Source organism: Corynebacterium sp. CNJ-954 (assembly GCF_001942345.1).
GTDB lineage: Bacteria > Actinomycetota > Actinomycetes > Mycobacteriales > Mycobacteriaceae > Corynebacterium.
On the sequence record NZ_MKKI01000011.1, the window covers coordinates 132,318 to 153,119 of the forward strand.

General features: G+C 65.5%; 15 protein-coding genes and 2 pseudogenes. 1 reads left to right on the forward strand and 16 read right to left on the reverse strand.

Translation table 11 applies throughout. From position 1 onward, the window contains the following. Window positions 1-109 precede the first annotated feature (109 nt). From ffh to coaD, 14 genes and pseudogenes are all read right to left on the reverse strand, one after another. Window positions 110-1,717, reverse strand: coding sequence for a signal recognition particle protein (gene ffh, locus BJF89_RS05250; RefSeq protein WP_075812881.1), 1,608 nt, complete (start codon window positions 1,715-1,717; stop codon window positions 110-112). A gap of 135 nt (window positions 1,718-1,852) precedes the next feature. Then, window positions 1,853-3,267, reverse strand: a pseudogene (locus tag BJF89_RS05255) (ammonium transporter). A 175-nt stretch (window positions 3,268-3,442) separates the two neighbouring features. Next, window positions 3,443-4,966 (reverse strand): signal recognition particle-docking protein FtsY, encoded by a 1,524-nt coding sequence (gene ftsY / locus BJF89_RS05260; protein ID WP_075812883.1) that lies wholly within the window; start codon window positions 4,964-4,966, stop codon window positions 3,443-3,445. A gap of 212 nt (window positions 4,967-5,178) precedes the next feature. Next, a complete protein-coding gene (locus tag BJF89_RS05265; protein ID WP_255372496.1) occupies window positions 5,179-8,811 on the reverse strand; it encodes a hypothetical protein in 3,633 nt (1,210 codons plus the stop codon). Between the two features lie 11 nt (window positions 8,812-8,822). Continuing rightward, on the reverse strand, window positions 8,823-12,356 hold the full coding sequence (gene smc, locus BJF89_RS05270) for a chromosome segregation protein SMC (RefSeq protein WP_075812885.1): 3,534 nt from the start codon (window positions 12,354-12,356) through the stop codon (window positions 8,823-8,825). Window positions 12,357-12,372: 16 nt separating this feature from the next. Continuing rightward, entirely contained in the window at window positions 12,373-12,663 is a 291-nt protein-coding gene (locus tag BJF89_RS05275; RefSeq protein ID WP_075812887.1) for an acylphosphatase, read from the reverse strand. A gap of 9 nt (window positions 12,664-12,672) precedes the next feature. Beyond that, window positions 12,673-14,151, reverse strand: a complete 1,479-nt coding sequence (locus BJF89_RS05280) for a sodium:alanine symporter family protein (RefSeq protein WP_075812889.1) — start codon at window positions 14,149-14,151, stop codon at window positions 12,673-12,675. A gap of 127 nt (window positions 14,152-14,278) precedes the next feature. Next, window positions 14,279-15,145 (reverse strand): annotated as a pseudogene (locus BJF89_RS05285) (serine hydrolase domain-containing protein); the annotation flags it as partial. A gap of 224 nt (window positions 15,146-15,369) precedes the next feature. After that, window positions 15,370-15,918, reverse strand: coding sequence for a helix-turn-helix transcriptional regulator (locus tag BJF89_RS05290; protein ID WP_075812893.1), 549 nt, complete (start codon window positions 15,916-15,918; stop codon window positions 15,370-15,372). A gap of 57 nt (window positions 15,919-15,975) precedes the next feature. After that, on the reverse strand, window positions 15,976-16,809 hold the full coding sequence (gene mutM, locus BJF89_RS05295; RefSeq protein WP_075812895.1) for a bifunctional DNA-formamidopyrimidine glycosylase/DNA-(apurinic or apyrimidinic site) lyase: 834 nt from the start codon (window positions 16,807-16,809) through the stop codon (window positions 15,976-15,978). Between the two features lie 3 nt (window positions 16,810-16,812). Further along, window positions 16,813-17,544, reverse strand: a complete 732-nt coding sequence (gene rnc, locus BJF89_RS05300) for a ribonuclease III (protein WP_075812897.1) — start codon at window positions 17,542-17,544, stop codon at window positions 16,813-16,815. Continuing rightward, on the reverse strand, window positions 17,544-18,110 hold the full coding sequence (locus tag BJF89_RS05305; RefSeq protein WP_075812899.1) for a DUF177 domain-containing protein: 567 nt from the start codon (window positions 18,108-18,110) through the stop codon (window positions 17,544-17,546). The genes rnc and BJF89_RS05305 overlap by 1 nt, the downstream gene beginning before the upstream one ends. 37 nt (window positions 18,111-18,147) lie before the next feature. Then, window positions 18,148-18,930 (reverse strand): DivIVA domain-containing protein, encoded by a 783-nt coding sequence (locus BJF89_RS05310; RefSeq protein WP_075813364.1) that lies wholly within the window; start codon window positions 18,928-18,930, stop codon window positions 18,148-18,150. 82 nt (window positions 18,931-19,012) lie between these two features. Further along, complete coding sequence (gene coaD / locus BJF89_RS05315; protein WP_075812900.1) at window positions 19,013-19,501, reverse strand: pantetheine-phosphate adenylyltransferase; 489 nt, start codon at window positions 19,499-19,501, stop codon at window positions 19,013-19,015. 87 nt (window positions 19,502-19,588) lie between these two features. Here coaD and BJF89_RS05320 point away from each other — a divergent pair, with 87 nt between their 5' ends. Beyond that, window positions 19,589-19,972 carry a hypothetical protein gene (locus BJF89_RS05320; RefSeq protein WP_075812902.1) on the forward strand — a complete coding sequence of 128 codons (384 nt, stop codon included), beginning with the start codon at window positions 19,589-19,591 and terminating at the stop codon, window positions 19,970-19,972. A 30-nt stretch (window positions 19,973-20,002) separates the two neighbouring features. Here BJF89_RS05320 and BJF89_RS05325 read toward each other — a convergent pair whose 3' ends face one another. Then, window positions 20,003-20,572: an RsmD family RNA methyltransferase gene (locus tag BJF89_RS05325; protein ID WP_075812904.1), complete on the reverse strand. Its 570-nt coding sequence runs from the start codon at window positions 20,570-20,572 to the stop codon at window positions 20,003-20,005. A gap of 6 nt (window positions 20,573-20,578) precedes the next feature. Further along, window positions 20,579-20,791, reverse strand: coding sequence for a biotin/lipoyl-containing protein (locus BJF89_RS05330; protein ID WP_075812906.1), 213 nt, complete (start codon window positions 20,789-20,791; stop codon window positions 20,579-20,581). Window positions 20,792-20,802 lie beyond the last annotated feature (11 nt).

Genomic DNA, 20,802 nt, shown 5'->3' on the forward strand with positions numbered 1-20,802 from the left:
CACCGGACGACCGGGGTCGTGATCGGTGTTACGCAGACCGTTCGACACTACAGGGAAGCAGGTCATACGAACAAATCCGGCACACACCAGAACGGTTCAGACGGATCAGCTACCGCCCTTTGCCGAAGTCGAGGTTGTTCATGTCGATGTTCTCGAAGCCTTCGGGCATCTGCTGCTGCATCTTCTTCAGGTCGGCCATCGAGGGCATTCCGCCACCTCCGGGCATCCCCGGCATTCCGCCCATGCCCGGCATTCCAGGCATGCCCTGCGGTGTCTTCGGCTGCGAGGGGCCCTTCTTCGCTGGCTTACGCTTACCGTTCTTACCCTTCCGCCCCTTGGGCTTCTTCTTCGTCGCGGACCGCCCCATGCCACCACCCATGCCGAACTGTCCTGCCATCTTGCCCATCATCTTCTTGGCCTCGTGGAACCGGCTGACCAGCTGGTTGATGTCGGCGACGGTCACACCCGAGCCAGCGGCGATGCGCTTACGCCGCGAGGCGTTGAGGATGTTCGGGTTCTCACGCTCGGCGGGAGTCATACCGCGGATGATTGCCTGGATCCGGTCGAGTTGCTTTTCGTCGACCATGTCAGCCATGTCGTTCATCTGCTTGCCGCCGGGGAGCATCTTGAGCACGTTGCCCAACGGCCCCATCCGACGGATCATGAGCATCTGGTCGAGGAAATCCTCCAGCGTGAGTTCACCAGAGGCCATCCTGGCCGCAGAGTCCTCCGCCTTCCTCTGGTCCATGACCTGTTCGGCCTGCTCGATGAGACTGAGCACGTCACCCATGCCGAGAATACGGTTGGCCATCCGGTCGGGGTGGAAGACGTCGAAGTCCTCGAGTTTCTCACCGGTGGACGCGAACATGATGGGTTTGCCGGTGACCTCACGGATCGACAGTGCCGCACCACCTCGTGCGTCACCGTCGAGTTTGGTGAGCACGACACCGGTGAAGTCCACGCCGTCGCGGAAGGCCTCGGCGGTGGTCACGGCGTCCTGCCCGATCATCGAGTCGATGACGAACAGCACTTCGTCCGGGTTGACCGCATCGCGAATGTTGCGGGCCTGGGTCATGAGGGTCTCGTCGATACCCAACCGGCCCGCGGTGTCGATGATGACGACGTCGTGCTTGGTGCGCCCGGCCTCTTCGATACCCGCCTGGGCCACGGCGACGGGATCACCGTGGCTGGTCCCCATCTCATGGTCGAGGGAATCGAGCGAGGTGCCCGGGTCCGGGGCGAACGTCGGCACCTCCGCGCGCTCACCGACGATCTGCAGCTGCTGTACCGCACCAGGACGCTGCAGGTCACACGCCACGAGCATCGGGGTGTGCCCCTGCTTGGACAGGTGCTTCGCGAGTTTTCCGGCCAGGGTGGTCTTACCCGCGCCCTGGAGACCGGCGAGCATGATCACGGTCGGCGGGTTCTTGGCGAGGTTCAGTCGCCGGGTCTCGCCACCGAGAATGCCCTGCAGTTCCTCGTTGACGATCTTGATGACCTGTTGTGCAGGGTTGAGTGCCTCGGAGACAACGACACCGTTGGCGCGCTCCTTGATCCTCTTGATGAAGGCACGGACGACCGGCAGGGAGACATCCGCCTCGAGGAGAGCCAGACGGATCTCACGGGCGGTGGCGTTGATGTCCGCCTCGGTCAGCCGTCCTTTCCCGCGCAGGCCCTTGAGGGCGCCGGACAAGCGGTCGGACAAGGACTCAAACACAGTGGAAAATCTCCCTTACACAATGACTTCTGACCCCTCCACCGTACCCGGTGTCCGTGGGCCTGCCTACTCACACATGGTTCGGAGACAGACTTTGTCACGTGCCCGGCGGATTCGGACTGTGAGGGTACGACCTCAGTTCTTCTGGTGTGCCCCGTCGGCAAGGTCGTTGGCCCGGTGTGCGTCCCCCTGCGCGGAGTCGAAGTCGGTGACCTCCTCGAACTCCTGGTCGTTGTCGTCGGTGTAGGAGTACGCACTCTCCGCGTGCTGGGTGCTGTCGATTCCGGCGTTCTCGTCGTCGCCGGAGATCCTCCACCCCATGGTGTACTTCAGTGCCAGCCCGATGACAGCGGTGACCACGGCACAGAACACCACCGCGACCAGTGCGATGACGATCTGGACGATGAAGAGCTTGAACCCGTCCGAACCTCCGCCGGTGAGCAGACCACGGTCCGTCGCCAGAAGTCCGATTCCCATCGTTCCCCAGATTCCGGCGACCAGGTGCACGCCGACGACGTCAAGGGAGTCGTCGAACTTGAAGCGGTACTTCAGACCCACACCGACAGCGGCCAGAGCACCACCGATCGCCCCCAGGATGATTGCGGTGAGCGGAGTCAGGTCGCCTGCAGCCGGAGTGACGGACACCAGGCCTGCGACGACGCCGGACGCCGCGCCCAGGGATGTGGTGTGGCCGTCGCGGAGACGCTCCACCAGCAACCAGCCCAACATCGCGGCACACGTCGCTGCAGTGGTGTTGAGCCACGCCAGGCCGGCTTCGCCGTTGGCCCCGAAGGCCGAGCCACCGTTGAAGCCGAACCAGCCGAACCACAGCAGGGCCGCGCCCAGCATCACCAGGGGCAGGTTGTGGGGCCTGGAGCCTTCCTTCATGAAGGTACGGGACCGCCCGATGATCAGTGCCAGCACCAGTGCCGCCACACCGGCGTTGATGTGCACGACGGTGCCGCCGGCGAAGTCGATCGGAGCGATTGCCGCGACGGTCTCGCCGTCCGCGGTCGCGGTCCCGAACATCATCGCAGCCAGTCCGTCCTCCCCGTCGGAGAGCAGACCGCCGCCCCACACCATGTGTGCCATCGGGAAATAGGCCAACGTAGCCCAGATACCCGCGAACACCATCCAGGTGGAGAACTTCACGCGGTTGGCCAGCGAGCCGGAGATGATGGCGACGGTGATCACGGCGAACGTCAGCTGGAATCCGATGTCGATGACATTGGCGTAGCCTCGGCACCAGCGATGAAGTTGCCTTCCGCGTCCGTGACGGAGTCCTTCAGTCCGAAGAACTCGAACGGGTTCGAGAACAGTCCGCCGACTGTCTGGGTACCGTAGGACATCGACCATCCCCACAGCACGTAGATGACACCGATCAGCCCGAGCGTGCCGAAGGACATCATCATCATGTTCAGGGCGGATTTCTGGCGCGACATGCCACCGTAGAACAGGGCCAGCGCCGGCGTCATCAACAGGACCAGCGCAGCGGACATGAGCATCCAGGCTGAGTCGCCTGTAGCTGCCGCCATTTCCTCGGGTGTCATTTCGGGGAACTCCTCAGGGTTGCGGGGGTTGTCTCCGGCACCTCGCGCCGGTGTCTCACGCTGAGTAGTTAACTGCCCCGATGTTTCACCTGTTCATGCACCATGATTTCCAGCGCATGAAAAACACCGCCGCAAGATTACGACGGTGTTTCAGTGTCAGGGGGTCGTCGGACGGTCAGCCCAGTAGTGCGTCGACGAATCCCTCGACCTCGAAGGGGGCGAGGTCATCGGCACCCTCGCCGAGTCCGACGAGCTTCACCGGCACCCCGAGCTCCTCCTGGATCTGGAAGACGATGCCACCCTTGGCGGTGCCGTCCAACTTGGTCAGCGCGACACCGGAAATGTCGACGACCTCGCGGAACATCCGCGCCTGAACGAGCCCGTTCTGGCCGACCGTGGCGTCGAGCACGAGGATTACCTCGTCGACCTTGGCCTTCTTCTCGACGACACGCTTGACCTTGCCCAACTGGTCCATCAGTCCCACTGAGGTGTGCAGTCGACCTGCGGTGTCGACCACGACGACGTCGATACCGTCGTCGACGCCCTTGGCCACCGCGTCAAAGGCGACGGAGGCAGGATCGGCACCTTCCTTGCCCCGCACGGTCTCCGCGCCGACCCGTCGGCCCCATGTCTCCAACTGGTCGGCGGCAGCGGCGCGGAACGTGTCTGCTGCACCAAGAAGGACGGAGTGGCCCATCCCGACAAGCACACGCGAGAGCTTTCCGGTGGTGGTCGTCTTCCCCGTCCCGTTGACCCCGACGACCATGATCACCGCCGGCTTGCCGTCGTACGGCATGGCGTGAATCGAACGGTCAAGATCAGGCTTGCACGCATCGATCAGGCAGGACCGCAACAGTGCCCGTGCCTCTGCCTCGCTGGAGACGCCCTGGGTGGTGATGCGCTCCCGCAGGTCTTCGACGACCGCGAGCGTGGTCTTGGTGCCCAGATCCGCCATGAGGAGGGTGTCTTCGATCTCCTCCCACGCATCCTCATCCAGATCTCCCGCGGAGAGGATGCCGAGCACACCGCGTCCGATAACGTTCTGCGACTTGGACAGATTGCCGCGCAACCGGCCGAGGCGCCCCTCCACCGGGGCGATGTCCTCGACAGATTCTGGCTCTGCCTCAGGTTCCGGAGTGTGCTCGGGCTCGGGGACGGGCTCCGGTTCGGGTTCTGGAGCAGGTTCAGGTGTGGGCTCTGGTTCAGGGACGGCTTCTGGCTCGGGAGTTGGTTCGGGCTCCGGCTCCCGGGCAGGTTCAGGTGTGGGCTCCGGCTCCGGGGCGGATTCTGGTTCGGGAGTCGGCTCCGGTTCGGGACTGGGCTCAGGCTCCGGCTCTGGCTCCGGGGCTGGTTCGGGTTCCGGCTCCGGGGCTGGTTCGGGTTCCGGAACTGAGGAAGGTGTGGAGGGTTCCGCTGGTTCCGTCGGTGCTGACGGGGCCGGTGTCGCTGCTCCGCCGAGTTCCTGGCCCGGAAGAACCTCCGGCTCCTTCTCCTCTACGCCAGCTGCGGTACCGGCGCTGAAGTTGAATCCACCCTGCGCCTGGTAGTTACCGGATGACGGCTTCTTCTCCTCGATCTCCGTCTTCTTCTCGAAGGAGATCTCCTTCTGCTTCCCGCGGCGCAGGCCGAGGATGATGAGGAGAGCGACGATGACTATGACCGCGACGGCGGCTATGACTATCCAGATAATCGGGTCCATCCCACCAGTGAACCAAATGTCTCCTCCGCTGTGTGCCGGAGGGCGAGGATTTCTCCGGCTGGTAGCCTTCGGCACTCCCGGAGCCATCCAGCGCGTCGACGTCCTGAGTCCCCCGAGTCACCGAGGACCCCGAAAGATCACCTGAACGCTCACGGTACGGAAACCGTGAGCGTTCAGGTCATTCTGCGGCGTCGGCCCGGATCGGGGCGACGCTATTCGCTGACGACGGACTCGATCGCAGCCTCAGCAGCGCCAGCTCCGCCGCCACCACCTGCGGTACCTCCTGCCGGGTCCTCGTCCTCCCCCTCATCCTCCTCCTCGTCGGGGCCGAAGACACCGAGCACCATCGCATCAGCCGCCACGAGGTCGCCGGTGACCAGGTCCGGGACAATACGGGCAATCTCGGCCCACCCTGGGTACGCCGATGACAGCTGCCCTGTCGAGCCCAGCCGTCCGTGGGCGTGCATGCGCGCCGCTATCGCCAGGATCATACTGATCACCGGGGTCAGGGCCCAGCGGTTGTCGGGGTTGTCGGTGTCGACGTTGTCGAGCTTGTCGAAGCGAACCCGCGCCGAAGTGTACAGCTGCCGGTTGGTCTGACGGATCCGGCGCAGCAGCGCCAACGCCACGCGCAGCAGCCCCGGGTCGGCGAGTACCTGACCAAGCTCTTCACGGTGACGGAAGGTCTCGAACACCGCGATCAGCCGGGAGTTCTCCTCCGACAGGGCGCCGGGGACAACCTGGGACCCGGCGAAGAACGTGCTCAGCACGGCTTCCTGCTGTTCCGGCGACAACTGCGCGATCTGCACCGTGGTGGCGTCAATGCAGGACGTCTCCAAGGTCGCGTCTCGTCCGGTCTCGACAGTCTGGGACAGCGGCAGCCCGCCAATGGCGGAGAGCCGACGCCCGATCTCACGGCGTGAAGCGGTGTCCTCGTCATCGGTCGCGGCGAGTTCACCGAGGATCTCCAGCGCGGCGATCCAGGCGACACCGGGACGCGGGTCCGGCGTGGACGAGCGCAACGAGGCGTGGACCAGCCCGGACAGAATGAACTGAGCGGGACGATCGGTGGACGGCACCAGCGACCGGGACATCGCCCGGAGTGCCTCACGGGGGTGGCGTGCCAGCGCCGCATGCATTGCCGCGCTGGCATCCGCGGTGGCCTCCCCGGTCAACCAGCCGGCGAGGACGTCCCACAGTACGGTGAGGACGTCGGTGTCCTCCGGCAGTTCGTCCGACGCACCGGCGAGATAGGCCGAAAGCTGGGTCCAGGGGCCGCCGTCGTCCGGACGGGCATGCCCCGGGACGTCGACGCGCAGGGCACCCGGACCCGGCGACGCGGCCGGATGCAGCGGGCTGAACCGGTCGCGGTTGTAGAACTGGACACTGAGCGCACCGGCGTCGGTGAGCTCCTCGGGGAGTTCCGCGACCCCGTTGGCGAAGGACAGCACCCGCGCAGACATCCATGGCGCAGTCAGGGGCCACACCCATGCAGGCGAGTCGGTCTTCGGTTCCACCGTCAGGCTGGCGGCCGAACCGTTGTCGGAGGCGGCCGAGTAACTCAGCGTCCGCTTCTCTGCGGGACGCATGGTGACCAACCGCACGCTGTGGCTGCGCCCGTCGGCGACGAACTCGAGTTCGCAGGAACCTTCGGTCAGCTGCGGCAATGATGCACGGACCGAGGACAACGACACCGACCACGTCACCTGGTCGACGGTGCCCAGACGGAGAGTGCGTACCGGCGCACCGTGGCGGTCACGGATCACCAGCCGGGGTGATTCGACCGGCATACCCGGCCGGATACGGAACCGGGTCGCAGAATTGATCTCCACCGCCGGCGCGACCAATGACTCGGTCCGCCACATCGGGTCCTCCCCGATCAGCGGAAGCTGGAACCGCAGGCGTGGCGGTTCCACGACCAGCGGCAGTGCGTCGCCGGCGTCAGTCTCTGCAATGACCTGGACGGACTTCTCCTCGGCCGTGATGTCCACGGACTTCGGGATGAAGAGTTGCTTCTCCCCCGGGAACAGGGAGACGGTCACCGGAGTAAGACCGGCGGCCAGGCCCAGTCGGGGGCTGGCCGGCGCTTCGATGTCCAGGCCCTCCACGATGGCGAACTCGTGCCGGAACGATTCATTACGGGGCCCGCGCAGGCGGACCAGGTACTCGCCTACCCACGGGGTCTCATACGCCTCCGGGTCGAAGACGTCGAACATCCCGCCTTCGGCGGGGACCTCCAGCGGCTCCTCCTCAGTGACTTCTTCGCCGGTCTCGTCGGGCCCGGCCCAGGAGCTGACCGAGAGGAACCAGATCTCCGGTGCCCCGGACACGGTGGCAGGAAAGACCGCCTGCAGGCTGGAGGCGTGCACGGGCAGGCCACCGAGGGTCCGGATCGCCGGGAGCACGTCCTCCGGTTCGCGGAACCAGACTCGCTGTCGGGCGTCGACACACCGCACCGTGCCCATCGGCGGCCGTGCGACACCGGGTCGGTCGACGTGCAGAGCCCTGGCTGCGGACAGGTCCAGGTCACGGATGACCCAACCGTCCCAGGCCTTGACCTGCCACTCCCCCAGCACCGGGAGTTCGCGGTCGGCGACCGGATCCACGGCGGTGGAATCCTCGGGGCAGACGACGAGCACACGGGAATGATGCAGGGACACCCGGTCGGTGAGTTCCTTGCCCCGACGGGTGAAGACCATGACCGGGTCGGCGTCGTCGACGACCGGCAGTACCCAGGATTCCCCGTGGGTCAGGTCCCGCACGCCGATCTCACGGACGGGTCGGCGGACCGGCAGATCCAGTGTCTCGGTGACGGGGCGCCCGGGCGCATCGGAACGGCGGGTCCGGAAGCCAGCCGGCCGCCCGTCGACGTCCACATGCCAGCGGACCTCGCCCTCCGCAGCGTCGCTGTCGTCTCGTTCGTCTCCGGCTCCCCGGACAGACTCCAGCGGCTGCTCGGGCAGTCGCAGGACGACACGTTGGCGGGCCAGGTCGATCGCCAGACGTGGGCGGTCCTCACGGGTGCCGACTCCGACACGGTGCCGACGCGCAGTCGTCCCGGCGGGACGTTCACGCAGCTCCTCGATGACGTCCTCGAGCACCAGAGGCGCCACCTGTGCTTCCTCGCCGGCGTCCACGAGGGAGTTGACCCAGTGGTCGGGGTGTTCCGCAGCGAGCTGCACGACCCGGACCACCGGGGTGATCAGCCGGACAGCGAGGTCCGGCAACGCTGCACACAACGGCCCCGCCTGAAGCGATTCCTCGGCGAGGACGGCAACCACTGCGCCAGCTTCTTCAGCGGGGGTGGGCAGGGCATCGCCGGCGAGCCTACGGGTGTCGATGAGCTCGATGAGCTCGGGGACCCAGTCGGTCGCGATACCGACATGGGCGAACAGACGTCCCTTGTCACCGTCGGAACCTGCTGCGGCGGCGTCCATGGGGTCGAGCCCGGCACGGGTGAGGATCTCCGCGTAGTCGATCAGTGAGACGCGTGCGTCCGTCGGCTCCAGACCGAGCCCCGTCCAGAACTCCGATTCGAGTTCGCCGACGACGTTGAGACGTGCCGCACGGAACAGCAGTGTGGTCGCGGTCAGTGCGGGGCACGTCCGCAACAGGGCGTCCTCGTCAGCGCCGGCGCGGATCTGGCGGGAGAGGAACTCACCGAAGAAAATCGTGATGCGTTCCAGCTCATCACCGGTGATGTCGAGGTCCACGAAGACCGCAGGGTCGCCGCTCAGTTCACCCAGACGTCGGGAAAGGTCGATCTCGGTACTGGATGCCCAGGCGAGGAGGTTGTCGGACAGGTCGGCGATGGGCCCCTGTGCGGGGCTCGAGGTGTTGCTCACGTCATCCCATTCTAGGAGGGGTCCGCGGGTTCGGCTGGCTTGGGGTCCATGCGTTGCGAGATGACCCTGGTGACCCCGTCACCGCGCATTGTGACCCCGTAGAGGACATTGGCCACATCCATGGTCGGCTTCTGGTGTGTGATCACGATGAGCTGGGAATCCTCGCGGAGTTCCTCGAACAGTGCGATGAGCCGACGCAGGTTCACGTCGTCCAGCGCCGCCTCCACCTCGTCCATGACGTAGAAGGGGCTGGGACGGGCCCGGAAGATCGCGACGAGCAGCGCCAGCGCGGTGAGGGACTTCTCCCCGCCGGAGAGCAGTGAGAGCCTCTTGACCTTCTTGCCTGGCGGTCGGGCCTCGACCTCGATGCCGGTGGTGAGCATGTCATCCGGTTCGGTGAGGATCAGTCGGCCGGCACCGCCGGGGAAAAGCGTGTTGAACACACGGGGGAACTCGTCCTCGACGTCGGTCCAGGCGTCGGTGAACAGGGCGAGGATCGTGGCGTCGACGTCCTTGATCACCCCCTCGAGGTCGTCCCGCGCCTTCTCTACGTCGTCGAGCTGGGTGGCCAGGAAGCGGTGACGTTCCTCGAGCGCCGAATACTCCTCCAGCGCCAGCGGGTTGACCTTGCCCAGGGAGCGCAGCGACTTTTCCGCGGCCTTGAGGTCACGGGTGGCGGCATCTCGGTCGAAGTCGTCTCCGGGAGCCTCGTCCAGTAGTTGGGCGGCGGTCATACCCAGCTGGTCCATGGCCTGTTCCAGCGCCTGTTCGATGCGCAGCTGTGCCTGGCTACGGGCGATCTCAGCGGAGTGTGCGGTGTTGGTGAGATGGTTGAGACGCAGTGTCAAGGTGTTGACCTTGTCCTTGCGTTCGTTCAGCGCCGCCTGCCACTGACGGTGGGCCTCGTCGGTGCGGGCACGGGTTCCCTCGGCGCGGTCCAGGGCGTCCCGGATGCGTACGCCCACCCTCCGCGCCTGCTCAGCGACGACGCGGGCGCGTTCCCGGGCAGCCCGACGCTTCGCGGCGGCACGGTTGAACTGTTCCCGGGCCGCAGTTTCCTGACGTGCCTGGCGACGCAGCCCCTCAGCACGTCCCCGGTGGTTGCCGGCGCGTTCTTCCGCGGTGCGCAGGGCGAGACGGGCCTCCATCTCCATGGCACGGGCCTGGGTGAGCGCCTGAGCGGTGGAGTCACGCTCGGCGGTGGACGGCTCAGCCCCGCTTCCGTCCTCGTCACCGTCAGCGTCCAGGCGCGCGAGCCGGTCGGCGATATCGTCGGCCTCGACAGCCAGGGCATCACGCCGTTTCTCTGCCTCATCACGCTGGGCCACCGCCTTCTCGAGAAGTCGACGGGCCTGACCTGCGGTGCGTTCGGCGGCCTCCACACGCTGGCGGGCGGCGGTGAGCCTGGTGCGGTGGTCCTGCACGGCTGCCGTCGCTCCGGCTGCCGCGGTGCGCAGTTCCTCTGCAGCCTGCTCTGCACCGCTGAGTGTCGCCTGCAGATCGGCCAGCTCGGCCGTGCGTGCGCTGATATCGGCAGCGGCCTGATCGATCCTGGTGGACAGCTCAACCGGAGTCGTGCCACCCGACCCGGCCGCTACCCATCCCGCACCGACGACCACTCCGGCGGGAGTGACCGCCCGGAGCCGTTCATCGGCTGAGACCGTCCGGCGCCCCTCCTCCACGTCAGAGACGGCGACAACGTCGACGAGCAGGGCAGTGACTGCAGGAACAACCGCATCGGCGATGTCGATGTGGTCGAGGAGCCAGTCGGTGGACGGGGTTCCGGTGCCACCGGCGCCGCGGTCCAGACGCCATGACTCCGCGGTGGTGCCGGCACCGTCCCCGGCCAGCAGGACGGTCCGCCCCTCCGCCGCGTCGACGAGCGCGTCGACCAATGTGTCGAGTGCCTCGGAATTCTCGCCGGCGAGTCCAGCCGGCAGGACGGCTGCCACCGCCTTCTCCCACCCGTCGCGCACGGTCAGCAGCTCGGCGAGGGGGCGGAGTGCCTCCATACCCCGTTCCTCAGCGGCGCGCACCGCCACCGCCGCCCCGTCCGACGGACGCAGTCGGTCACGCCATGCCTCCACGGAAGCCTCCAGGGACGCGATGGTGCGTTCCAGGTCGCGTTCTGCGGCACGGAGTTCAGCGACGCGTCGTTCCGCCCCGGTGGACTCCTCGGCGGCCCGGGCAGCGGCGTCTTCCAGGCCCGATCCCTGATTCTGCAGTTCGGCGAGCGCGTCGGCCGCGTCGGCTTCCTCAGAGCCGGTGGTGGCCTCCAGTGCCTCACGTTGTTCCTCCACGGACTGCTGGAGACGGTCGATCTCCTCGCCTGCCGCGCGGCGGCGTTGGTCCACCGCCTCCTGCTGTGCCAGGAGACGGACGATACCTTCCCGACGGTCGGCAATCGCCCGCACCTGCGCGAGGTGCTCCTGTTCAGCGTCACGCGCCGCCTCGTCCCGGGCAGCGACGTCGTCCCGGATGTTCTCCAACCGCTCCGTGGCGACCTCGACCTCCTCGTCGAGCAACGCCTGCTCTTCGTCAGCCTGTTCTGCACGGGCGGTCAGCTCGTCGGGGTCCTGACCGGTCCAGGTAGTGTCTGCGCCGGAGTCCTCCGCGCGGTCGGAGGCGATCCGCAGAGTTGCGGCATTCTTCTCGGCGATCGTCGACAGACGGAACCACAGCGACTTCGCCGCCTCCGCGTCCTCGAGGGCGGTGCGTAGCTCTTCCTCGGTCACCGCCAGTTCGCCGGTGTGTTCCTCGAGTGCCTCCTTGAGCTCTGCGATGTCGGATTCCAGGACTTTCGCCTGGGCGTCGGCGTCGTTGAGTTCATCAGAGAGACGACGGACCTTGTCGGCGGTCAGCAGCAGCCGGTTCGACCGGATGGTGGCCTGCACCTGCTCGGCACGCTGGGCCGCCTCGGCCTGTCGCGCGAGCGGTTTGAGCTGTTTGGCCAGTTCATCGGTGAGGTCATGCAACCGGTCCAGGTTGCCCTGCATTGAGACAAGCTTGCGCTGTGCCTTTTCCTTGCGCCGCCGGTGTTTGAGCACGCCGGCGGCCTCTTCGATGTAGGCGCGCCGCTCCTCGGGCCGCGACTCAAGAATCTGTGCCAGGCGCCCCTGACCCACGATCACGTGCATCTCGCGGCCGATGCCGGAGTCCGACAACAGTTCCTGGATGTCCATCAACCGGGCCTTGGCCCCGTTGATCTCGTATTCGCTGGCCCCGTCGCGGAACATGCGACGAGTCACCGATACTTCGGTGTAGTCGATGGGGAGGGCACCGTCGGCGTTGTCGATCGTGAGGGTCACCTCGGCGCGTCCCAACGCCTTACGGTCGCCGGCACCGGCGAAGATGACGTCCTCCATCTTGCCGCCACGCAGGGTCTTCGCACCCTGCTCCCCCATCACCCAGGCGAGGGCGTCCACGACGTTCGACTTCCCCGACCCGTTCGGCCCGACGACCGCACAGATACCCGGTTCGAGTTTCAGGGTCGTCGCCGACGCGAAGGACTTGAAACCCTTCAGGGTCAACGACTTGAGGTGCATGGGCGTGGATTTTACCTCAGCGGGTCTCGAACCCGGTGTAGTCGCCACGCGGGCCCGTCACCGAGTCCACCACCTGGTCCACATGCCCCGGGGTCTCACCCGAACGCAGCCAGGCTAACAGCGCGCCTGTCGCGTCGCCCGACCCCTCGGCTACCACCAGCACACGGCCGTCCGGGTAGTTTGACGCGAAACCGACGAGGCCGAGTTCAAGGGCCTTCGTCCTGGTCTTCCAACGGAAGCCGACACCCTGGACATGGCCGTGTACCCAGGCGGTCAGTCGGGTGGTCGGTGCATCAGCGCGGCTCATGGGGCCAGCTTAACCGCGGAGCGTCTGCGCCGGAACCGCGTTGAAGGACTCGTCTTTGTCATCCCAACACTCGATGTTCTTCAGCTCGGGAAGCATGCTGCGACGGAAGACCGGGTCAAGTCCCTGCTTCTTCTGGTCGGTGTAGTTACGCAGCAGTTTGAGCGCAACCGGGCACAACGGGATGATGGCGCACAGGTTCACCACGACCATGATCGCGGTGAACGTGTCTGCCAGCGCCCAGATGACCGGGACGTTGACGATGGCTCCGAGGAAGACGCACAGGACGACGAGCAGCCGGAAGCCGAACATGACCGCCGGGTTCTTCGTGAAGTACTCCACGTTGGACTGGGCGAGGTAGTAGTTGCCGATCACCGAGGAGAACGCCAGGAAGAACAGGATGAACGTGACCGCGTGGATTCCCCAGTCACCGACCTGGGAGGCCATCGAGTCCTGGGTGAGGCTGGCTCCCTGAATCTCTTCACCGAACGGCGGATTGGACAGCAGGATGATGAAGGCGGTCACCGAGCAGACGATCAGGGTGTCGAAGTAGACGCCGAGGGTCTGCACGAGGCCCTGCTTGACCGGGTGCGAGACTGCTGCAGTTCCGGCTGCGTTGGGCACGGAACCCTGACCTGCCTCATTCGAGAACAGTCCCCGCCGCATCCCGTTCATGAATGCTGCACCGACTGCCGCACCAGCGACCTCACGGAAGCCGAGGGCATGGCAGACGATCTCGGCGAAGACACCTGGAATCTCGGACAGGTTCATCAGGACCACGATGAGTCCCAGACCGATGTAGGCCACCGCCATGAACGGGACGATTACCTGGGTGAACGATGCGATGCGCTGGACTCCACCGAAGACGATGACCGCCGTGAGTGCGGCGACGGCGAGACCGATGATGATCTTGAGGGTCAGTCCGTCATTATCCGCGGAGCGGCCCATGGACTCGACGATCGAGTTGGTCTGCAGTGCATTGTTGATGAACCCGAAGGTCAGGGTGATGACGATGCCGAAGATAACGGCGAGGACGGGTTTGTTCAGACCGCGGGTCATGTAGTACGCAGGACCACCACGGTAGGCGTTGTTGGCGTAGTCGCGTGTCTTGTAGAGCTGCGCGAGTGTGGCCTCGACAAACGAGGTGGCGCCACCGAGAATCGCGATCATCCACATCCAGAACACCGCTCCGGGGCCGCCGAGGGTGATGGCCACCGCGACCCCGGCAACGTTCCCCGTGCCCACACGTGATGCCGCGGAGATGGTGAAGGCCTTGAACGGAGAGATGCCCTTCTTCGAGGCTGCGTCGGAATCTCGACTGAGCATCTCGTCGTCCTCGTACGGTGACTCGGCGACCGCACCGAACATCTGGGGAAACAATCGCAGCTGGACCAGGACCGTACGGACACCGAAGTACAGGCCGGCGCCGACGAGTGCCCAGACGACGACGCTCCACACGCCGTCGTTCATGGAGGTGATGAAATCCGTCATTTTCCGGACGTTACTGGGCAGTGGAGCAATGTCCCATATCAACACGCTTGGAGGTGGCACAGATCACTTTGTGTGGCTCACCATGTTACGGCCGTGTTTCCTGGACCGGCTGTCGCCGCCGCAGTGACTAGGAGTCATCGGCCTGCGCAATGACATCGGCTGCTCCGTCGACGCCGACGGCGGCATCCGACAACATGATGATGCCCTCGCCCGAGTCCCGGTCGAAACCGAGGTACGAGCGGTAACCGCCCGTCCCGCCGTTATGCCACGTCACCGCTGGAGTGGTTGTTGTCGTGAACCAGGCCCAGCCGATGTCATCATGATCATCGAAGCTCTCACGCGGTACCGCCGCATCCGCCCCAGGAGCATGACCTTCTCTGACTGCGCGGAGCCAGGCACTCAGATCGTGCGCGGTGGAACGGACAGCACCGGCAGGCGCTGTACCCGCCAGGGTCCAGGGGGCCGCGGGCAGACCGGACGCACTGTAACCGTGAGACAACCCGTAGGCACCCCCAGGCACGTAGGTACTCTCCATGTGCAATGGCTCGGTGATGCGTTGTCGCACGAGGTCAGCATAGTTCTGGCCGGTCACCTCGGACAACGCCTGGCCCAGGACCGCAAAACCGTAGTTGGAGTACTCCGGAACCTGCTCACCGACCGGGGCATCCGCAAGCGACTGCACAACCTCCTCATCGCTGGCACGGTAAGGATCCTGCAGGGCCAGCGATGACATCACCGACATGGTCGCATCCACCGCGTTGGCATGGGGCATCATGGCCGGGAGCCTGGACCGCTGCATGGCAATGGACTCCAGGTCGACCGGTCCCGCCTCCTTCCCATGGAGCTCCGGCCAGATCTCGTCCAGCCTGGTGGACGGCGTTACCTCGCCCCGCCCGACGGCGTCGGCGAACAGTGCCGCGGTGAAGGTCTTCGTGATCGATCCGATCTCGAACTCCGTATCCTCGTCGGCACCCTGCCCTGCCCATGTCACCTCGTCTCCCGTGACGTGCGCAGCAGAATAATGCTGCTAGTGACCTGGTCCGACGGATGACGTCACCTCCGCAGCCAGTTCCGGATCACCGGTCGGCTCACCCTGAAAACCCCGTGGGGCAGGTGCAGCAGCGATCAGTGTGCCGGCTACCAGCACCGCGCCGACCAACACTGCGGCGTCGGTTTTTTCATTGCCGTCTTCTCCTTGCCTTATGAGGTACGGAATCGTCAGTGGGTGCCGATGAGAACGAGAGTGAGAAGCGGGATGATCCGCTGTGCAGGTATCCTCCAGTGCCCGCGTCGGGTGTTTTCGAGCCATCCCGCGCCCGACAGCGCATGGAGATGGTGGTAGATCTGGCCCGTTGTACCGAAGCGCTCATCGGCACCGAGCTGGGCTGCAGTCGTCTTCCCCTCGTAAATCGCCTGAAGCAGCGAGAGTCGGACGGGGTGACCGACAGCAGAGAGAATCTCAGCGGCTCCCGAGAAATCGGTGTCCTCGAGGTCAGCGGCCGCCAGTCCCATCTGCCAGGACACCGGCGAGTCGCTGCCTGGTGGTGTCACATGGCCGGTGTAGGTCACTCCGCCGGACTGCCCCATCTGGTCGACGAGCCCGTTGAGCGCCCAGAACGTGTCGTTGTCATCGGGCCCCGCGGCATCAGACTGTGGTGCTGCAGCCTCACCAGGATCCGGCTTGTTGCCGGCACACGCGCGTTCCAGATCCCGGACCCGGCTTTCGAGTTGGGAAACCCTGTCATTCAAGGAGTCACGATCGGCCATGGTCGAGAGGATAGCACATTTACGTAATTACGTAATAGCGAAATATTGTTCTCGGCGTCAGCGCATTGTCTGGCACACCGGACAGAAATGCGAGGACCGGTTCATCCACTGTTCCCGCACCAGCGGCGTCCCGCACCGGTGGCACGGCTCCCCCGTCCGTCCGTAGGCGTTCAGAGACCGGGAGAAGTACCCCGATGCGCCGTTGACGTTGACGTAGAGGTCGTCGAAAGACGTTCCGCCCGCCTCCAGAGCACGTGCCATCACCTGGCGTGCCGCATCGAGCACCCGCAGGACGTCCTGCTGGCGCATCGCGCTTGCCCGCTTGCGAGGGTGCACCCCGGCAGCCCACAGCGCCTCATCCGCGTAGATGTTGCCGATACCGGAGACCACAGTCTGGTCGAGCAGCACCCGTTTGATCTCGGACCGACGACGACGTACCGACCTGGCGGCCCCGACCGGATCAAACGCCGGGTCCATCGGGTCACGCGCGATATGCGGTACCGGGTCGGCCGTAGTCAGTTCCCAGCGTCCGAAGGTCCGCTGATCCACGAACGTCAGCTCCAGTGGCTCCCCCGGCGCTGTCGTCAGCCGGGACCGGATCCGGACGTGCGGCGACACGACCTGTCCCGGTTTCCCGAGCAGCATCTGGCCGGACATGCCCAGGTGCACCAGTAGGTTGCCTCGTTCTGCAAGGTCCAACCACAGGTACTTCCCGCGTCGGCGTACATCGCCCACACGGGCCCCACGCAGCCCCGCGACGACCGCCGCCGCCCCGCCGTCCTGCCCGCGGACCGCACGCGGATGGAGGACCTCGGTGTGCTCGAACTCGGCTCCGAGGATGTGCTCAGCCAGACCTCGTCGGACGACCTCGACCTCAGGGAGTTCGGGCATGCGTCAGCTCAGGGCCTTGTAGGCTTCACGGGCGGCGTTGTGTTCCGCTTCCTTCTTTGTGTGGCCGCTCCCCTGCCCTCGCACGGTGTCGCCGATGGTGACGGTGGCATGGAATGTCTGGTCGTGAGCCGGCCCCTCCGCGGCAGAGGCGTATGCCGGGTCGCCGGAGATGCGGAGATCGCTGAGCTTCTCCAGCAGTACGGTTTTCCAGTCCATCGTCAGACCGGTGGACGGTGCCGTGGTGATGCGGTCCTCGAAGATCCGCAGGACGGCCTGGCGAGCCGTCTCAAATCCGTGGACGAGGTAGATCGCCCCGAGCATGGCCTCCACCGAATCGGCGAGGATCGAGTGCTTGTCGCTGCCACCGGTGAGCATCTCGCCGCGACCCAGCAGGATGTTGTCACCCATGCCGAGCTCGCGGGCGACGTCCGCGAGGGCGTACATGTTGACCACGCCGGCGCGCATCTTGGAGATGTCCGCCTCCGAGCGTTCCGGGAACTGCACGTAGAGCTGTTCGGCCACACTCAGCCCCAGAACGGCATCGCCGAGGAACTCCAGACGCTCGTTGTTGGGCAGATTTCCGTTCTCGTTGGCGAAGGAACGGTGAGAGAGAGCCAGCCGGAGCATGTCGTCCGGCAGGTCCACGCCCCACGCCTCAAGCAGTGGGGCGTGGTCGGTCTTCGAGTAAGCGGCCTCGAGTGCGGCCTCACCGGTGAGACGGCGTTTGCGTGCCATCAGGCATCCTCGTCCGAGTCAGACGGAGCATCCTGCCCCGCACCGGGGAATTTGTCGGCGAGGGCCGCCCACCGCGGGTCCACGATCTCCTCTTCCCCCGAGACACCGTCAGGTGCCGGGGTCGCGTCGGAACAGGACTGCCCGTAGTCCTCGCACACCGGATTGAACGGCAGGTTCAACCCTGCCTCGTCCACGAGCAGCTGGGTGATGTCCACCCGGTCGTCCTGCACCATGTGGGGCTCGTCGCCCTCGTCCGCGTCATCACCGGAGATGAAGTCGGGTGTCGTCCCGAAGACGTCACTGACATGGAGCGAAACCTCCTGGCTGATCTCGCTGAGACACCGCGAACACTGGCCGCTGACCTGGGCATATGCCGTTGCGTCCACCAGCAGCGACTCCCCCAGGTTCGTGATGTCGGCCACGACCTCGACCGGTGCCCCCTCAGCGACGCCGAGCATTTCACCGCCCAGGCGGACGGGAGCTGCCCCGGAAGTCGTCACATGGTGCGGCGCACCCACGGACACGAGCGGCTCTCGGACATCAAGGAGAAAAGGATCGTTACTCACACCATGTTTCTACCCTTGAGACCGGGGGTTGTGCGAATCAGTCGCGGTAGCCGTCCCGGTACTCCTCGCGGTACTCACCACGCGACTCCCGTCGCACAGCGTCCCGTCCCCCGTTGTCACTCTGGCGAACCCCCGACACACCGGCACCCTTGCGCAGGGCCGACCGGTCACGGGAAACAGTGCGCAGCGTCCCGGTGAGCGACTCCTCGAACTGGGCGAGCGTGGAGTCGACGTAGTGGTCGCACTCGCGCCGCAACCGGTCGGAGTCGGAATGTGCCGACTCGACGATCCTGCGGGCTTCCTCTTCCGCGACACGCACAACCTCCGACTCGCCGACGAGCCGCTGCTGCTCGGCGATACCCTCGTTGACCGACCGGTCGTAGGACTCGTTACCTGCCGTGACAAGGCGTTCGGCCTCCGCCTCGGCGCGTGAGGTCGTCTGCTCGTACTCGGCGCGGGCGTCAGACACCAGGCGGTCCGCCTCGGATTCAGCACGTGCCACCGTGGAGTGGGCACGTTCCTCAGCGTCATTGACCATGTCCTCGGCCTGACGACGTGCGTCTTCAAGGATACGGTCCCGCTGTGCCTCAGCGTCGCGGACGAGTGTGTCCGCCTCGTCCTCTGCGTTGGCGATGATGCCGTCACGGTGGTCGAGGACATCCTGGGCGTCGTCCATCTCGACCGGGATAGCGGTGCGGACCTCGTCCAGCAGGTCCTGGACCTCGCGGCGCGGGACCATGCAGTTGGACGTCATGGGAACGCCGTACGCCTGGTCAACCATGTTCTGGAGATCATCGAGGCCCTGGAAAGTCTTGTACATGCGTCCCAGCATGCCAGAAATGTGGCGGACGGTACGGATGTGACACGCAGAGCCGGGACGAGACCCGTCGGCGCAGCTTCCGTCAGTTGCCGTACTTGGTCGCCACCGCAGTGGCGACGTTCTCCGGCAACAGGCCGTTGACGTCACCGCCGTACTTGGCAACTTCCTTGCAGATCGTCGAGGAAACGTAGCCGTACTCTGGATTCGTCAGCAGGAAGAAGGTCTCCACCCCGGAGAGACGCTGGTTCATCTGCGCCATCGGCAACTCATACTCGTAGTCGAGCGAGCTTCGTAGTCCCTTGACCATGGCCGGAATACTGTTGTCGGCGAGATAGTCCACCAGGAGCCGGTCCCAGGTATCCACCGTTATTCTCTCGGCCTCCGGCGCACCGCTGGCGTCGAGCGCTTCGCGGATCAGTATCATCCTCTCTTCTGCGGTGAACAGACCGGACTTATTCGGATTGTAGGTGACCAGGACAGTCACCTCGTCAAAGTTCCGCGCAGCACGCGTGAAGATGTCGAGGTGACCATTGGTGACGGGGTCGAATGACCCGGGGCAGCAGACTCGCATGGGGTTGATCCTACCTTCCGGGCTCTCCCTCAGTATCCCGCAAGTGTGCCGGAACTGTGCTGACGGACACCGGTAAGGTGGCGGGTCATGCTTTCTACGATTTTCGACGCCCTCACCGGATTGATCACAAGTAGCCTGGGAGATCTCGCCGGACGGTCCGCGCATATTCGGCTGCGGTGGAGAGCCGGTGGCCGTGGCACCGGTGACGTGGCTTCCATCGCCGAGTCTCTGGTCCGTAATCCTGCCGACGTGTGGCCGGGTCGGGTCGCCCGAGCCGAGGTAACCGACGTCGACGACGGCGTCCGGGTCACGTGGCGTCGTATCCGCAGGAATGGCCCGTCATGGGACAACTACGTCCGCGATACGACCAGGGCGCTCACGAACCGGTACCCGGGGCTCGACGTCGACATCGACAGAATCCGTCGGCCGTCGGTGATCGGACATGAACGCGAGCGTCCGTCCGGTGGCTGAGCGCCCCGCCCCTCCCGTACCCGGGTGTGTCTAGGCGGTCCCCCGCCAGATGGCCATGTCCATGCGGGCGATCCCGTAGGTACGCTTCTTGAGTTTCTGGTTGGTCTTCTCGAAACCGTCCGGCCACGTGACCTCGGCGGAATCGACGTGACGCTCGACGACGACGACAGCATCCTTCATCAAGGTCGGCACCAGCGCGACGACCATCTCATCGACCGCCTCGTCGGCGAGTTCGTACGGAGGATCTGCCAGCACCATGGTGAAACGGTTGTGTGGGGCGGTCGTGAGGAAGCTGGAAGCCTTCGATTCAACGACGTGCACGTTGGGATGACCGACCACGGCGGCATTGGACCGGATCGTCTCGCACGCCCGGTGGTTGTCGTCGACCAACGTCACCTCGGCGGCTCCCCGCGAACCTGCTTCGAGCCCGAGCGCGCCCGACCCCGCAAAGAGGTCCAGGACCACCTCTCCCTCGAACCCGAAACGAACCTGCAGAGAAGAGAAGAGGCCTTCCCTCGCGCGGTCGGCGGTCGGACGTGTGACGTCGGCAGGCACCCGGAGCTTCCGTCCACGGGCGGTGCCCGAGATAATACGTGTCACCGGAGATCAGTCCTCCCCGAGGCTCAGCAGCAGGTCGCCGCCGTCGACACGGGCAAAATCCTCAACCACGCCGCGGTGCACGACACCGGGGCCCGGTGCGTCTACGGCGCTCTCGAGTTTGGTGGCTTCGACAACGGCGAGCCGGTCGCCGGTGGCGACGGTCTGACCGTCGGCGACAGCGAATCTGACGATCCCGGCAAAGGGGGCGTGAATGTCCATGCCCCGGATTC